The following is a 16077-nucleotide window of genomic DNA, read 5'->3' on the forward strand; positions in this document are numbered from 1 at the left end:
AGGAGTCCGTGTGCGTTTATTACTGATTGAGGATGACGTTGCGCTCGGTGAAGGCATTCACCAGGCGCTGGGTCGCGAAGGTTATACCGTCGACTGGCTCAAGGATGGCAGCAGCGCCCTGCACGCCTTGCTCAGTGAATCCTTTGACCTGGCGGTGCTGGATCTCGGCCTGCCACGCATGGACGGCCTGGATGTACTGCGTCGGGTCCGTGCCAGCGGCGCCAACCTGCCGGTGCTGATCCTCACCGCTCGAGATGCCACCGAGGATCGCATCGCCGGTCTCGACGCCGGTGCCGACGATTACCTGGTCAAACCCTTTGATCTGGCAGAGCTCAAGGCACGTCTTCGCGCCTTGCTGCGGCGCAGCGCCGGCCGCGCACAGATGCTGATCGAGCATGCCGGCATCAGCCTCAACCCCGGTACCCAGCAAGTCAGCTATCTGGGCGAACCGGTGGTGCTGACGCCCAAGGAGTATCAACTGCTGCATGAATTGTTGTCGCCGCCGGGGCGGGTCCTGACCCGCGATCACTTGACGCGACTGCTCTATGGCTGGAACGAAGAAGCCGAAAGCAACACCCTGGAAGTGCACATTCACCATCTGCGGAAAAAATTCTCCACCGAGCTGATCCGTACCATCCGTGGTGTGGGGTATCTGGTGGAGGAGCGTCAATGACCTCGATCCGTCGTCGTACCCTGACCCTGATAACCGGCCTCCTGCTTGCCGGCCTGTTGGTACTCAGCGTGTTCAACCTGCACGACAGCAACCATGAAATCGCCGAAGTCTACGACGCGCAACTGGCGCAGAACGCGCGTCTGCTGCAGGGCGTCATGCGCATGCCTTTGACGGGGCACGAACACGCGGACCTGTACCGCGCCTTCAACGCTGCGCTGGCTGAAGGGGTCCCTCGGGGCGACGGTCATCCCTATGAGCGAAAGCTCGCCTTTCAGGTGTGGAACGCCAGGGGCGAGGTATTGGTACACACCGCCAGCGCACCGACTTTCACCACGCCACCGTCCCAGCCTGGCTTCAGCGATGTGGTGGACCTTGACCAGCGCCAGTGGCGAGCCTTCATCCTCGAAGACCCGCAGAACGGTTTCCGTATCTGGGCCGGCGAACGCAGTGATGTCCGTGCCGACCTGGTCGACCGCATCGTCCGTCACACGCTATGGCCGAACGTAGTCGGCAGCCTGATCCTCGCGGCAATGGTCTGGCTCGCCATCGGCTGGGGGCTCAAGCCCCTGGCCAATATGGCGGCGACACTTCGTGCCCGGCACAGTGGTTCCCTCGAGCCCTTGCAACTGACGCCGTTGCCCAGCGAGCTGGAACCCATGCAGGCGGCGCTCAATCGCATGCTTGCGCAGATTCAGGAAGTACTGGGGCGCGAACGTCGCTTCATCGCCGATGCCGCCCATGAGATGCGCACGCCGCTCGCCGTGTTGCGTTTGCATGCGCAAAACCTGCAGGAAGCCGGCACCGAAAAGGAGCGGCGCGAATCGCTGGATTTCCTGATCGCAGGCGTGGACCGCACCAGCCGCCTGGTCAACCAGCTGCTGACCATGGCCCGCCTGGAGCCCAAGGCTGACGCGCCCGTCCACCCACGAATCGACCTCGGCGAAACCGTGCGCAACACGCTGGTGCAACTTGCGCCGTGGCTGCTGAGCCGGCATCTGGAAGTGGCATTCGATACCAGCGACCACCCTTTCAACGTTTACGCCGATGCGGCCGTCATCGACATCGCGCTGAACAACCTGATCACCAATGCCGCCAATTTCTCACCCGAGCATGGCGTGATTTCAGTGTTTCTTCATCAGGCAGACGGCTTCTATCACCTGAGTGTCGAGGACCAGGGGCCAGGCATTGATGAAGCGGACAGGCCCCGGTTGTTCGAGCGCTTTTACAGTCGTGGCAATCCGCAGGGGGCAGGACTGGGATTGGCCATCGTCAATACCATCGCAACGCGCTTGCACGGACGCATCACGCTGGCCAACCGGGCAGAGGGCGGGTTACGGGCGACGTTGTCGATTCCGGTCGGCTGAGTATTGCGCGGTTTGCCGTTCAGAAGAGAAATCAAGATGACACGATTGGCCGTGCGGCAGCGTTTGACTCGGCGGATTCCATTCGGGAGCGCGGCAAGGTTTCCGGCACCGCCACCCAAAGCAGCACCAGCGCTGCCATCGCCACCGTCGCCAACGTCAGAAACGCAGCGCTGTAGCCTGCCTCCTGAACCACAATCCCCGCCAGGCTGTTGCTCAATGCCGCCCCCAGACCGAACACCGTCGAAATCGCCCCGAGGCTGACGTTGAAGTGCCCGGTCCCCTGCGTCAGGTCTTTCACCACCACCGGAAACAGCGCGCCGAAAATCCCCGCGCCGATACCATCGAGCAGTTGCACCGAAACCAGCCACCACGGATCGTTGGACAGCACATACAACACACCGCGCAGCGGCAGGATCAGAAAACCCGCCAGTAGCAAAGGCTTGCGCCCCCACAGGTCGGCTTTCGCCCCCACCAGCAGCGCAACCGGCACCATCACCAGTTGCGCCGCGATGATGCAGGCGGACGTGAGCGGCGTGGCCATCTGCAGATTGGCCTGTGCCAGTTTTTGACTCACCAGCGGCAACATCGCCGCATTCGCCAGATGAAACAGCGCACAGCAAATTGCGAACATCAGCAGCGGCCGGTTAGTGAGCAATACGGAAAGCCCCGAAGGCTGCTTGCCCTGCCCCGATTCGCTGGGTGAAAGACCTCGTGCGAGATCGTGGTCAATGGCGTCGGCCGATACGAACGAGACGGCAATCACACTGGCCAGCGCCATGACCGCCATCAAATAAAACACCGCGACCGGGCCGAACAGATACGCGGACAAACCGGCCAGCAGTGCGGCGCAGGCGTTGCCGGCGTGGTTGAAGGTTTCGTTGCGTCCGGTTCTTCGCGTGAAGGCGCGAGGCCCGGTGATCCCGAGAGTGATTGCGCAAATGGCCGGGGCGAAGATCGATGCGGCAGCGGCACTGATGGCTTGCGTCACAGCCACCAGGCTGAAAGAAGTCACGAACGGCAGCAGCAGACAGCTTCCGGTCACCACCAGCGCAGCAATCGCGATCAATGCCCGTTTGCAGCGTGTGCTGTCGACCAGCGCGCCCGCCGGGGTTTGGGTGATGAGCGCGGCGATCCCGGCAATCGTCATGACCAGCCCGATACTCGCCGGCTCCCAGTGGTGAACCGCCAGCAGATAAATCGCCAGATAAGGACCGAGCCCGTCGCGTACGTCGGCGAGGAAGAAATTCAGGCTGTCGAGGGACAGGTTATTGCGGCGATCAAGGTGAGTGGCCACGGGAAGCGTCTTCGTTGTCGAGGTTCTGCGAGATGACTCAACCTCCGCAATTTGAATGACCTTTTGCCGGGCGTTTTAGTTGCATGAAACAGCCGTCCTTTACCGGCCCATCAACAGTTCGCGCTCGCCTTCACACAACCCCACCACATAATCCCAAACCACCCGTAACCGCACCGACTTGTGCAACTCCCGCCGAGTGCTGATCCAGTAACTGCGCTCGATGCTCTCGTCCGGCAACAGTGCCACCAGATCAGGATCGGCCGCCGCCATATAACAAGGCAGCACCGCAATCCCCAGCCCCGAACGCGCTGCCTGTTGCTGGGCGATCACGCTGGTGCTGTGAAACACCACGCGCGGATTGCGGCAGAAGCTGTTGAGAAACATCAGCTCCTGACTGAACAGCAGATCATCGACATAGCCGATCCACGCATGCCGCCCGAGATCCTCGCGACTGCGCAGCGGCGGCGCGCTGTCGAGATAAACGCGGCTGGCATAGAGCGCAAGCCGGTAATCGGTGAGTTTGCGGGTGACCAGCATGTCTGCCGCCGGCCGTTCGAGATGAATGCTGATTTCCGCCTCGCGGTTGAGGATGCTGACGAAGCGCGGCACCGCCACCAGTTCCACTTCCAGCCCCGGATAGCGCTCGAACAGCCCGATCATGCGGCTGGCGAGAAACATGATGCCCAGCCCTTCCGTCACGCCGACGCGGATTTTGCCCAGCGGCGCGGTGGACTGGGTGATTTCTTCCTGGGCCAGCAGCGCGACGTTTTCCATGGCTTCGGCGTGTTTGAGCAGCGCCTCCCCCGCCGGGGTCATTTCGTAGCCTTGGGCATGCTGGACGAACAGCGCGGTGCCGAGGCTTTTTTCGATGGCCTCGATATGCCGGGCGACGGTGGCGTGGGTGGTGTTCAGGCGGCGGGCGGCCGTGAGCAAGCGACCGCTGCGTTGCAGCTCAAGAAAGAACCGCAGGTCGTTCCAGTCGAACATGGCTTGTCCTTGTGGGCTATCGTCAGGAAGCGCTGTTTGAAAACGCACAGCGGCTGCGCAAAAACTAACATTCTTTTAACGAAAGCTAACAACTAGGATGACTGACAACAAAAACAATAAGCGAGGTCAGGGAATGCAGACTTCCCTTGATGAATTCGATTACATCGTGGTCGGCGCCGGGCCGGCCGGGTGTTTGCTGGCCAATCGACTGTCGGCGGATCCGCAGCAGCGCGTACTGTTGCTGGAGGCCGGCGGGCGCGACAACTACCCGTGGATTCACATCCCCGTGGGTTACCTGTTCTGCATCGGCAACCCGCGCACCGACTGGTGCTTCAAGACCGAAGAACAACCGGGCCTCAATGGCCGCGCGCTGAGTTATCCGCGCGGCAAGGTGCTGGGTGGCTGTTCGTCGATCAACGGCATGATCTACATGCGTGGGCAGGCCAATGACTATGACGGTTGGGCCGCCGAGGGCAATCCGGGATGGGCCTGGAGCGATGTTCTGCCGCTGTTCAAGCAGAGCGAAAACCACTTCGCCGGCGCGGCGGATTTCCATGGCGACCAGGGTGAATGGCGGGTCGAACGCCAGCGCCTGTCATGGCCGATTCTCGATGCGTTTCGCAACGCTGCCGAACAGAGCGGCATCGCCAGCATCGATGACTTCAACCAGGGCGACAACGAGGGCTGCGGTTACTTTCAGGTCAACCAGAAGGCCGGGGTGCGCTGGAATGCGGCGAAGGCTTTTCTGAAGCCGATTCGCGATCGGGCCAATCTCACGGTGTTGACCGACGTCGAGGTGGATCGCGTGTTGTTCGAGGACGGTCGCGCCTCGAAGGTCAGCGCCCGTTTGCAGGGTCAGGTGAAAAGCTTCAAGGCGCGCAAGGAGATTGTGTTGTGCGCCGGCTCCATAGGATCGCCGAGCATTCTGCAACGCTCCGGAATCGGCCCGCGTCCGCTGCTGGAAAAGCTCGGTATCGGCGTGGTGCATGAACTGCCGGGCGTCGGCGGCAATCTGCAGGATCACCTGCAACTGCGGCTGATCTACAAACTGGAAAATGCCCGCACCCTCAACCAGATCGCCGGCAGCGTGTGGGGCAAGATGGGCATGGGCCTGCGCTATCTGTATGACCGCAGCGGGCCGTTGTCGATGGCGCCGAGTCAGTTGGGCGCGTTTGCCCGCTCAGGGCCGGAACAGACCTCGGCCAACCTCGAATACCACGTGCAGCCGCTGTCGCTGGAGCGCTTTGGCGAACCGCTGCACAGCTTCCCCGCGTTCACCGCATCGGTGTGTGATTTGCGGCCGCAGAGCCGTGGCCGCATCGAGATTCGCTCCGCCGATCCGCAAGCAGCGCCGTTGATTCAGCCCAATTACCTCAGTCACCCCGAAGACCTGCGCGTGGCCGCCGATGCGATCCGTCTGACCCGGCGCATCGTCAGCGCCCCGGCCCTGCAAGCCTTCAACCCGGTGGAGTACCTGCCCGGTGCCAGCCTGCAAACCGAGGAGCAACTGCACGAGGCGGCGGCGAAGATCGGCACGACGATTTTCCACCCGGTCGGCACTTGTCGCATGGGCAACGACGCGGACGCGGTGGTCGATGCGCAGTTGCGGGTGCATGGCGTGCCGGGGCTGCGAATTGCCGATGCGTCGATCATGCCGCGCATTACCTCCGGCAACACCTGTTCGCCTACGCTGATGATTGCTGAAAAAGCGGCACAGCTGATGCTCAACCCCGAGACAAGGAACATCACACCGAAAACGGAAATGGCCCACACCCTGTAGACATCGCGCATCACCCGGACACGCAACACCAGTGGAAACAACAAAAACAATCACTGTGAGGGATACCGATATGTCAGAACACGCTCAGCCGCTGGACGCCGTGCGCAGCACGGACGCCGGCTCCGATACCCGAAAGGTCATCTTCGCCTCGTCCCTGGGGACGGTGTTCGAGTGGTATGACTTCTTTCTCTACGGCGCCCTGGCGGCGGTGATCAGCAAGCAGTTCTTCGCCGGGGTCAACGACACCACGGCGTTCATCTTCGCGCTGATGGCGTTTGCCGCAGGCTTCATCGTGCGGCCGTTCGGGGCGCTGGTGTTCGGTCGGTTGGGGGACATGATCGGGCGCAAATACACGTTCCTTGCGACCATCATCCTGATGGGCGTAGCGACGTTCGCCGTGGGCCTGCTGCCGACCTACGCCAGCATCGGCATTGCTGCGCCGATCATTCTGGTGGTGCTGCGCATGCTTCAGGGCCTGGCTCTTGGCGGCGAGTATGGTGGGGCCGCGACTTACGTGGCGGAACACGCGCCGATCGGCAAACGCGGTTTTAATACCAGCTGGATTCAATCCACCGCGACCCTCGGTCTGTTGCTGTCGCTGCTGGTCGTTCTCGGTTGCCGCTACTTCACCGGTGACCAGTTCGAAGTCTGGGGCTGGCGTATTCCGTTCCTGCTGTCGATCGTGCTGCTGGGGATTTCCACCTGGATTCGCCTGAGCCTGCACGAGTCGCCGGCCTATCTGAAAATGAAAGAGGAAGGCAAGGCCAGCAAGGCGCCGATCCGCGAATCCTTCGGCAAATGGGAAAACCTCAAAGTCGTGCTGATCGCCCTGTTCAGCATCAACGCCGGGCAAGCGGTGACCTTCTACGCCGCGCAGTTCTACGTACTGTTCTTCCTCACCCAATTCCTGAAAATGGACCCGGCGGTGGCCAACAGTCTGCTGATCATCAGCGTAGTGATCGGCGCACCGTTCTTCATCATTTTCGGCTGGCTATCGGACAAGGTCGGACGCAAACCGGTGCTGATGCTTGGCTTGCTGCTGGCCACCGCGCTGTACTTCCCGATTTTCAAATCCCTGGCCCAATATGCCAACCCGGCCATCGACCACGCCAGCCAACAGGCGCCGATCACCGTTGTCGCAGACCCGGCCACCTGCACCTTCCAGTTCGATCCGGTGGGCAAGGCCAAATTCGACAGCCCGTGCGACAAGGTCAAGACCTTCCTGGTCAAGCAAGGCCTACCCTACTCCAGCGTCGCAGCGCCTGCCGGCAGCGCGGTGCAAGTGAGCGTCGGCGATGTGAAAATCGACGGCTTCGACGAGGCCGCCCTGCGCGGCGCAATCACCCTCGCCGGCTATCCACAACAGGCTGATATGCAGCAGATCAACAAGCCGATGATCGTGGCCCTGATCGTCGCGCTGATCATCATCTCTGCCATGTGCTATGGCCCACTCGCAGCACTGATGGTCGAACTGTTCCCGACCCGCATCCGCTACACCTCGATGTCCCTGCCGTACCACATCGGCAACGGCTGGTTCGGCGGTTTCCTGCCGACCGTGTCGTTTGCGCTGGTGGTGTACACCGGGGATATTTTCTACGGGCTGTGGTACCCGGTGCTGATTACCGGGGTGAGCCTGGTGGTGGGGATGATCTGCCTGCGTGAGACGAAGAATATCGATCTGGACAAGAACTGATTGATCGGCGTGTGGCGAGGGCGCAATGCCCTCGCCACCCTGCGGCATTTCAGACCTCCGCCTCCAGCAATTCAAACTTCACCTGATCGGGATAAAACGCGACGTAGTCCTTGATCTGGCTGACCGAAATCTTTGGATGTTCGTACGTCCATACCGCATTCGCCCCTTCATGCCCCGGGACTTGCAGACTGAAATAGTTGGCATCGCCCTTGTACGGGCAATAACTCGTGTGGTCGGTGCGGGCGAAGTACTTCTCGTCGATGTCTTCGCGGGGGATGTAGTAGACCGGCGGGTAATTGGCTTCGAGCAGTACCAGTGCTCGGGCCGAGGCGGCGACCTGGATGCCATGGAACTTAACCAACACACAACCTGGTTGCTCGGCGATGGTGATGACGGGGCTGGGACCGGAGGTTTTCATCGGTTTCTCCTGACTGCGGCGAAGGGAGCGTTTCAGGTATAACCCATGCGACCGGATTACGCCGGGTTCGCAGCCGAACGGTTTTTCCGCCCATAAAAAAACCGCGGCCGGCGAAGGCTGCGGTTTTCCCGTTTCAGATTGTCCGTTTTCAGATCAGGCGACGATATCGGTCGACACGGCCTGCCCCACCACGCCCACCGCGAAGTCCACTGAGCCCTGGCCTGTCAGGTCGATCATCAGGCTGGTCTGGTTGGTCTCTGCGAAGTAAGTCAGGATCGCGTCACCCGCGTGGCCGGTGAAGCCGCTGACGAAGTTCAGCGTGGCCGCGCCGGTGACAAACCCGGCGATGCCCGACAGGTCGATCTTGTCCAGGCCGCTGGTGAAATCCATGATCCAGTCCGGCGCGGTCATGGTCGAGTCGCTGGCTGCGCCGAATACGAAGGTGTCCGCGCCTTCACCGCCCCACAGCGTGTCACCGCCGCCACCGCCGTAGATGATGTCGTTGCCGGCACCGCCGATGAGTTCGTTGGCCGCGCTGTTGCCGATCAACAGGTCATTGCCCGAACCGCCGATGGCGTTTTCCACGGTCACGCCATAGGCGATGGACACGTTGCCCACCAGACCGCCGACGTCGGAGAACGAACCTTCGTTGAGGTTGATCTTCTGGTTCTGGCTGAAGCCGGAGAAGTCCAGGGTGTCGTTGCCGCCTCCATCCCACACTGAGAACACCACTTTGGAGGTGTTCGAAGTAGCGCTGTAGTAGTCGCGGTCGGCGTTGGAGTTGAAGCCGTACACGGTGTCATCGGCGCGGGTTTCGAAGTTGGCCCCGTAGAGTTTCTGCACGGCGACGATGTCGTCCAGCAATGGAGCCGAAGCGTAGGCGCCGCTGCCGTCCTTGCTGAAGTTTTGGTCGGTGTTGGCTTCGCTCCAGTAGCTCATCAGGCTGTAGCCACGGGTGTCTTCGGCGTATTTGGCGTCGTTGTAGGTCGGGCTGCCGTTGCCGGCGTTGTAGGCGCCCGGGTGCGACAGGCCGAGGGTGTGGCCGATTTCGTGGGTCAGGGTCTGACGCCCGTAGTTGTTGGTGTCCGGGGTCTTGTTGACCTGATATTGATCGTTGATCAGGTACCACGACTGGCCGTCATAGCTGCTGCCCTGTGGCAGGTAGGCGAACGCCGCGCCGCCGGTGCTGACGTCGTAATTGCCAAACGTCATGTGACCGTCGCCGCCCTTGCCTTCGGTGAAGGTGACTTTGGCCACGTCTGACCACGATTGCATCGACAGCACGGCCTGGGCTTTCTGCTGGGCGCTGAACTCGCTGAAGTTGCCGAGTTTCGGGTTGTAGTTCGACGGTTTGTCGGTCAGGAAGGTGTAAGTCAGATCAATCTTGCCGTCGGCATTCTTGTCCTGCCATGACATGCCCTTGCGCAGGATTTCGTCGGCGGCCTGGTCGGCGGTGAACGACGGTTTGCCGTTGACGGTCCCGGTGCCACGGTCATACAGGTGGCTGAAGGTGTCGACGGCGGTGAAGGCGCTGCTGGCCTGGGAGGAAGGTTGAGACATGGTGTACGTCCTTGTTGCTGAAGAGTCAGTGTCAGACAGTAAAACGGCGATCTTCTGGCGAGATCGTCCTGTCACTCGCCCTGTTGAGGCGATTCGAACCTGACACAGTGCCAGTCGTGAGCGCCATTCAATTTCTCGATAGCGTCCCCGATTGCCCTGACGCGGACGGTCATTACCGGAAATCTTTTTATCTGTATATCCATACAGATAAAAGTTGCCCCGGCGCCCGACTCAGGCCATCCTGTGCGCCTCTTCGGGCAATGATCGACGACGGTGGTTATGCGGCTGTACCTCTGTGAAAAACCTTCCCAGGCCAAAGATATTGCGGCCGTGCTGGGCGCAAGGCGCCGGGGCGACGGCTGCTGGCTGGGAACGGACGTCACGGTGACCTGGTGCATCGGCCACCTGCTGGAAACTGCTCCGCCGGACGCCTACGACGCGCGCTACAAACGCTGGGTGCTGGCGGATCTGCCGATCATCCCCGACAAATGGAAAATGACCGTCAAGCCGCGCACCGCCAGCCAGTATAAAGCGGTCAAGCGTCTGCTCGGCGAGGCCAGCGAACTGATCATCGCCACCGACGCCGACCGTGAGGGCGAGATGATCGCCCGGGAACTGGTGGAACATTGCCGCTATCGCGGGCCGATCCGCCGCTTGTGGCTGTCGGCGCTGGACGAAGCATCGATCCGCAAGGCCTTGGCGGCGCTCAAACCGGGCGCTGAAACCTTCAGCCTCTATCACTCGGCATTGGGGCGCTCGCGGGCGGACTGGCTGATCGGGATGAACATGAGTCGGCTGTTCACCCTGCTCGGCCGGCAATCGGGCTATCAAGGCGTGTTGCCGGTGGGCCGGGTGCAGACGCCGACCCTGCGGCTGGTGGTGGATCGCGACCGCAGCATTGCCGATTTCGTACCCGTCGCGTACTGGGCCATCGATGTGCAACTGCTGCATGACGGCACGGCGTTTACGGCGCAATGGCGTGCACCGAGCGATGCCTGTGACGATCAGGATCGTTGCCTCAATCAGGCTCTCGCCCAACAAGCGGCCGCCGCAATCAGCAGCGCCGCCAGCGCCCGGGTGGTCAAGCTGCGCACCGAGCGCATACGCGAAGTGGCGCCCCTGCCCTTCGATCTGGGCACGTTGCAGGAAGTCTGCTCGAAGAAACTCGGCCTTGGCGCCCAGGAAACCCTCGACATCGCCCAGGCCCTCTACGAAACCTACAAAGTCATCACCTACCCGCGTAGCGATTGCGGCTACCTGCCCCTGAGCCAGCACAGCGAAGCGCCGGGGATTCTCGCGGCGCTGCGCCAAGCCGACCCGAGCCTCGAAGCACTGCGCGAACATCTGGAGCCGCAGCGCCGCTCCCGCGCCTGGAACGACGCCAGGGTCAGCGCCCACCACGGCATCATTCCCACCGCCGCCGCGAAGAATCTCGAACGCCTGGCCGGCAAGCACCGGGCGGTCTACACCTTGATTCGCGCGCGGTATCTGGCGCAGTTCCTGCCCAATCACGAATACGACCGCACCCAGGCCGATTTCGATTGCGCCGGGGAAGCCTTGCGCGCGGTCGGCAAGCAGATCATCGAGCCAGGCTGGAAACGCGCGCTGCCGGAAGCACTGGCCCCGGCCAAGGGCCGTGAAGCCCCCGCACCACAAACTTTGCCGACGCTGACCCAAGGAGCCGAGTGCGCCGTTGCTGACGTGAAACTCAAGGACCTGTGGACGCAGCCGCCCAAGCCCTACACCGAAGGCGATCTGATCAAGGCGATGAAGAACGTCGCCAAACTGGTGGAAGATCCGCTGCTCAAGCAGAAACTCAAGGACACCACCGGGATCGGTACCGAAGCTACCCGCGCCTCGATCATTCAGGGCCTGCTGGATCGCGGTTATCTGGTGAAAAGCGGCAAGGCCCTGTCCGCCACACCTGCCGCGTTCAGCCTGATCGACGCGGTGCCGCGCGCGATTGCCGACCCTGGCACCACCGCGATCTGGGAACAGGCGCTGGACATGGTGCAGAGCGGCGAGATGAGCCTGGAAGAGTTCGTCACCAAGCAGGCCGCGTGGATGAGCAAGCAAGTGACCCGTTGCGCCGGCCTGAGCCTGACCATCAGCGGCCCACCCCCTGCCGGCAAAGCCGCTGCACCGTGGAAGAACAAGCGCAAGACCACTCGGCGCAAAGCCACCGGTACCAGCAAACGTGCAGCGAAACCGGCAGCTAAATAGCTCGCTGCGCGCTACTGTTTCTGCAGTGATTGTCAGGAGCCAGCGGCATGTCTGTCATCGAACTGCGCGTCGCCCGGCGCGACGAACTGGACACCATCGAAAACCTGATGCAGTTCTACACCTACGACTTCAGCGAATGGCTGCCGCTGAAACTGTGCGGGCATGGTTTCTTCCCGATCCAGTTGAAGGACGATTACTGGCGCCAACCGGCAACCCGGCCATTCCTGATTCACGTCGACGGCGAACTGGCGGGGTTCGTGACCGTCGATGATCACATCCTCATGGAAGGTGTCGACTACAACATCGGCTATTTCTTCGTCAGCCGGCGATGGCGTGGCCAAGGCGTCGCGCAGTTTGTCGCCTCTGCCCTCTTGAGCCACTTGCCCGGTCGATGGCAGATTTTCCATGTCGACGCCAACCTGCCTGCGCAGCGGTTCTGGGCCAGGGTGATCCCCGAGGTGAGCGGCGGCGACTTCACTCGCCAGCAGAAAACCGTAGACGGTTACCCCTGCACGTTCTACTGCCTACGCAGCCCTTCCCACGCTGCCTGAACGGCCCTTTTCTCATTCCAGAAAGACTTTGTCCGACAATATGTAGTGACCAAAAATAATCACTACAAAACCGTTGACGGCGTCGTTTGGCTTTTGCATGATGCAGACGTCTCCCCGATCGGGAGCACTGGCAACACGCTTGAGCAAGCTCGTCTGACCGCCGAGCTGTTTTTTCCGGATACACGCTGCCCACAAGGCAGATTGAAGAAGCTGACCTGGCCTGAACGTCCAGTACAAGGACGAGAAGCGCTGGCGAAAATTCTCAAGACGCTTGTGGTCGACCCTGAAAACGTCGTCAAGGAGCCTCCCGGTTTTCGCTGCTTCTCCTCGTTGTGACGCTATTGCGTAGCAGTTATTCAACACGACTACATGCAACAGACGCATGACCCCGTACTTCACACGGGCGACCGCTGACGTCCTGGTTTCGGTGCCAGGGATCAACTAACCGATGGGCTACCTGTATTAGCGAATCAACTTTGAAAGATCACCAGACTGGTCAAGGGGCAATATCATGAATCTGAACAATCAACCTACTATCGAAGAACTGGCTCGTATGTTCGCTGCGCAAAAAGACAGCCACGACAGCCATATTCTGTGGATCAGCAAGTCGGGTCAGGTCCATATCGACTGCCTGTCGCCCCATGCTGGTGAAGAAGAGTTCGACCGGAATAACCAGAACCTGCTGGCCCGCCTGAAGATGTACCGCCGCGGCCACGGCTATGTCGGCAAGAAAGCCGCGGCCGACAAGGACTTCATCGGTAATGTTCTGCAAACGCTGAAACAGGCGTGGGACTCGATGCAGAACAAGAACGAAGTTCGGGTGATTGATCGGTTCTGCTAAGTTAAAACTTCAATAGACAAAGGGCCTGCTTCGGAAACGAAGCAGGCCCTTTTTATTGCTCGCAAACAATGCTCATGAACGAGTTTCAAGTACCAGCTTCATGAACGCCTCCGCCGCCGCACTGTGATAGTTGTTCTGGCGCCGCAACAACGCCGCCCCCCGCTGCGGCGCCTCACTCTCGACCCGCAACCGGCGCAACGCCCGATCCTCGGTCGCAATCGCCTCCGGCAACATGGTCGCAATCGGCGCATGCCGAATCACTTCCAGCAACGTACTCACCGAATTCACCTCGATCTGCACCTTGGGCGTAATCCCGTGCTGGCGAAAATACTCGTCAATAGACAGCCGCGTGATGAAGTCCGGCGCCAACAGAGCGAAATCCAGCTGCGCAATGTCATCCGGCGTCAGCACAGAAGCACTGTCATACAGTGGATGCTCACGCCCGACCATCACCCCGAGTGTCTCGACAAATGCCGGAATGCATTCAATGTCCGGGCTGCGCACCGGGGTGAAGGCAATCGCGATATCCAGCGAGTCATCCGCCAGTCCGGCCTCGATGTCATCCATCGACAGCTCGAAAATCTCCAGGTGAATCCCCGGATATCGCGCCACGTAATCGCGCACCAACGGCCCGACCAGATACGCCATGAAGGTCGGCGTCATGGCCAGGCGCAGCGAGCCTCGGGACAGATCCTTCACGTCATGCAACGCGCGCCTGCCCGCCTCCAGCTCCACCAGCACCCGCCGCGCACATTCGATGTAGGCCTGGCCGGCATCGGTGGGTTTTACGGAGCGCGAGGTGCGGTCGAACAGATCCACGCCAAGGCTTTCCTCCAACTGGCGAATCTGTTGCGACAGGGTCGGCTGCGACACGTGCAGCGCTTCGGCCGCCCGGGTGAAACCGCCGTGATCGGCCACGGCCAGCAGGTAACGCAAATGTCGCAGCAGCATGGACTCTCCATCTATAGGCAGTACTTATGCCTTGCATTGTATATCGGTCTTGGACGCTATGGATCAATCGGCAGAAGATGAATTCCACACAGCAAGCCAACCCCGAAAGGAGAAACACCATGCAATCTCAAGCCTACAACGACAGCCGTATCGCCCTGACCACTCGCGCCCTGGATGCCAAAGCACAGAGAAACCTGTCATGGCAGGACCTGGCCGACGGCACCGGCCTGAGCCTGGCCTACGTGACCGCCGCCCTGCTCGGCCAGCACCCGCTGCCAAAAGCCGCTGCCGAAGTGGTCGGCGACAAGCTGCAACTGAGCGCCGAAGACGTCGCCGCCCTGCAAATCATCCCGCTGCGCGGCAGCCTCGATGGTGTGCCGACCGACCCGACCATCTACCGCTTCCACGAAATGATCCAGATCTACGGCACCACCCTGAAGGCACTGGTTCACGAACAATTCGGCGACGGCATCATCAGCGCGATCAACTTCAAACTCGACATCAAAAAAGTCGAAGACCCTGAAGGCGGTTCCCGCGCCGTGGTCACCCTCGACGGCAAGTTCCTCCCGCTGCGTCCGTTCTGATCCCTCCGGGCCCGCACCCCGTGTGCGGGCCCCATCCAAACCTGAATTGCCAAGTCGTCACCACATCCGTCTGGAGGCTGTCCCATGAAAAAAATTCTGCTGTCCCTGGCCCTGCTCGCCGGCCTTTGCGCTCAAGCCCAGGCCAGTGAAGAAGCTGTCGCCTATCGCTACGGCATGCAACTGGACATCGCGCAAGTCGTGAGCATCACCCCGGTCGCCGACGTCTGCGGCGTGGTGCCGGTCGAAATGACCTACCTCGACAGCAATGGCACAAAACACATTCTTCAATACAGCGAATTCGGTACCGGCTGTTCGAACTGAGAGGACAACACCATGAAAAACCTGATCGAAGGATTCCTGAAGTTCCAGAGCGAAGCGTTTCCGCAACGCACTGAACTGTTCAAATACCTGGCGACTACCCAAACTCCGGGCACCTTGTTCATTACTTGCTCCGACAGCCGTGTCGTACCGGAACTGCTGACCCAGCAAGAACCCGGCGAACTGTTCGTGATCCGCAACGCCGGCAATATCGTACCGTCCTACAGTCCGCACCCTGGCGGGGTTTCGGCGACGGTGGAGTACGCGGTAGCCGTGCTCGGCGTCACCGACATCGTGATCTGCGGCCACTCCGATTGCGGCGCCATGACTGCCATCGCCCAGTGCAAATGCATGGATCACCTGCCCGCCGTCAGCGGCTGGCTGCAACATGCAGAGTCGGCGAAAGTGGTCAACGAATCGCGACCACACGCCAATGACGCCGCCAAGCTCAGTTCGATGGTGCGCGAAAACGTGATCGCCCAACTGGCGAACATTCAGACTCATCCAAGCGTGCGCCTGGCCCAGGAAAAAGGCCTGCTGAACCTGCACGGCTGGGTCTACGACATCGAGACCGGTTCCATCGATGCCCTCACAGCCGACCGTCGCACCTTCGTCTCGCTGGCCGAGCAACCGTCGACCTGCGCAGTGCATGGCCAAACGGTCAATGCCGCCTGAACCGGACGCCCCGCACCTGCCGGGGCGTTTGCTTTGTATCAGCGTGTAGCCAGCGCCCTGCCAGACACAGTTCCATGCACCCGCACCGGGAGGCGGACACATCAGCGATACAGCGGGCGACTTGAATAAGCCCTGACGCTGCATCCCTCCTCCCGACACAAGGAA

16 protein-coding genes are annotated in these 16077 nt (G+C 61.0%); 10 read left to right on the top strand and 6 right to left on the bottom strand.

Annotated elements, in window-relative coordinates; translation table 11 throughout:
• Positions 1-10 precede the first annotated feature (10 nt).
• On the top strand, positions 11-673 hold the full coding sequence (locus tag NH234_RS18100; protein WP_085731981.1) for a response regulator: 663 nt from the start codon (positions 11-13) through the stop codon (positions 671-673).
• The gene (locus tag NH234_RS18105) at positions 670-2037 is read left to right on the top strand and encodes an ATP-binding protein (RefSeq protein ID WP_085731982.1); all 1368 of its coding nucleotides are present in this window, start codon (positions 670-672) and stop codon (positions 2035-2037) included. The genes NH234_RS18100 and NH234_RS18105 overlap by 4 nt, the downstream gene beginning before the upstream one ends.
• Before the next feature lie 31 nt (positions 2038-2068).
• Here NH234_RS18105 and NH234_RS18110 read toward each other — a convergent pair whose 3' ends face one another.
• Positions 2069-3331, bottom strand: a complete 1263-nt coding sequence (locus tag NH234_RS18110; protein ID WP_367253692.1) for an MFS transporter — start codon at positions 3329-3331, stop codon at positions 2069-2071.
• A gap of 99 nt (positions 3332-3430) precedes the next feature.
• Positions 3431-4318 carry a LysR family transcriptional regulator gene (locus NH234_RS18115; RefSeq protein ID WP_085731984.1) on the bottom strand — a complete coding sequence of 296 codons (888 nt, stop codon included), beginning with the start codon at positions 4316-4318 and terminating at the stop codon, positions 3431-3433.
• Positions 4319-4451: 133 nt separating this feature from the next.
• Here NH234_RS18115 and NH234_RS18120 point away from each other — a divergent pair, with 133 nt between their 5' ends.
• On the top strand, positions 4452-6098 hold the full coding sequence (locus NH234_RS18120; RefSeq protein ID WP_367253694.1) for a GMC family oxidoreductase: 1647 nt from the start codon (positions 4452-4454) through the stop codon (positions 6096-6098).
• A gap of 70 nt (positions 6099-6168) precedes the next feature.
• The gene (locus tag NH234_RS18125) at positions 6169-7791 is read left to right on the top strand and encodes an MFS transporter (RefSeq protein WP_367253695.1); all 1623 of its coding nucleotides are present in this window, start codon (positions 6169-6171) and stop codon (positions 7789-7791) included.
• 49 nt (positions 7792-7840) lie between these two features.
• Here the strand turns inward: NH234_RS18125 and NH234_RS18130 are convergent, their stop codons facing one another.
• On the bottom strand, positions 7841-8209 hold the full coding sequence (locus tag NH234_RS18130) for a DUF427 domain-containing protein (protein ID WP_085731987.1): 369 nt from the start codon (positions 8207-8209) through the stop codon (positions 7841-7843).
• 153 nt (positions 8210-8362) lie between these two features.
• Entirely contained in the window at positions 8363-9769 is a 1407-nt protein-coding gene (locus tag NH234_RS18135) for a serralysin family metalloprotease (RefSeq protein WP_367253696.1), read from the bottom strand.
• A gap of 279 nt (positions 9770-10048) precedes the next feature.
• Here NH234_RS18135 and NH234_RS18140 point away from each other — a divergent pair, with 279 nt between their 5' ends.
• Positions 10049-11992 (top strand): DNA topoisomerase III, encoded by a 1944-nt coding sequence (locus NH234_RS18140; RefSeq protein ID WP_367253698.1) that lies wholly within the window; start codon positions 10049-10051, stop codon positions 11990-11992.
• 47 nt (positions 11993-12039) lie between these two features.
• On the top strand, positions 12040-12543 hold the full coding sequence (locus NH234_RS18145; protein ID WP_367253700.1) for a GNAT family N-acetyltransferase: 504 nt from the start codon (positions 12040-12042) through the stop codon (positions 12541-12543).
• 12 nt (positions 12544-12555) lie between these two features.
• Here the strand turns inward: NH234_RS18145 and NH234_RS18150 are convergent, their stop codons facing one another.
• Positions 12556-12927: a hypothetical protein gene (locus tag NH234_RS18150; protein WP_367253702.1), complete on the bottom strand. Its 372-nt coding sequence runs from the start codon at positions 12925-12927 to the stop codon at positions 12556-12558.
• A 127-nt stretch (positions 12928-13054) separates the two neighbouring features.
• On the opposite strand from NH234_RS18150, the gene NH234_RS18155 reads away from it, so the two are divergent.
• Positions 13055-13384, top strand: coding sequence for a hypothetical protein (locus NH234_RS18155; protein WP_047293552.1), 330 nt, complete (start codon positions 13055-13057; stop codon positions 13382-13384).
• A 72-nt stretch (positions 13385-13456) separates the two neighbouring features.
• Here NH234_RS18155 and cynR read toward each other — a convergent pair whose 3' ends face one another.
• On the bottom strand, positions 13457-14335 hold the full coding sequence (gene cynR, locus NH234_RS18160; protein ID WP_085731992.1) for a transcriptional regulator CynR: 879 nt from the start codon (positions 14333-14335) through the stop codon (positions 13457-13459).
• Positions 14336-14454: 119 nt separating this feature from the next.
• Here cynR and cynS point away from each other — a divergent pair, with 119 nt between their 5' ends.
• The 3 genes from cynS to NH234_RS18175 all read left to right on the top strand — a co-directional run bounded on the left by cynS (position 14455) and on the right by NH234_RS18175 (position 15912).
• Positions 14455-14919, top strand: a complete 465-nt coding sequence (gene cynS / locus NH234_RS18165; protein WP_367253704.1) for a cyanase — start codon at positions 14455-14457, stop codon at positions 14917-14919.
• An 84-nt stretch (positions 14920-15003) separates the two neighbouring features.
• Positions 15004-15240, top strand: coding sequence for a DUF2790 domain-containing protein (locus tag NH234_RS18170; RefSeq protein ID WP_085731994.1), 237 nt, complete (start codon positions 15004-15006; stop codon positions 15238-15240).
• A 12-nt stretch (positions 15241-15252) separates the two neighbouring features.
• The gene (locus tag NH234_RS18175) at positions 15253-15912 is read left to right on the top strand and encodes a carbonic anhydrase (RefSeq protein WP_119427328.1); all 660 of its coding nucleotides are present in this window, start codon (positions 15253-15255) and stop codon (positions 15910-15912) included.
• Positions 15913-16077 lie beyond the last annotated feature (165 nt).

It is taken from the genome of Pseudomonas sp. stari2 (genome assembly GCF_040760005.1).
Taxonomy (GTDB): domain Bacteria; phylum Pseudomonadota; class Gammaproteobacteria; order Pseudomonadales; family Pseudomonadaceae; genus Aquipseudomonas.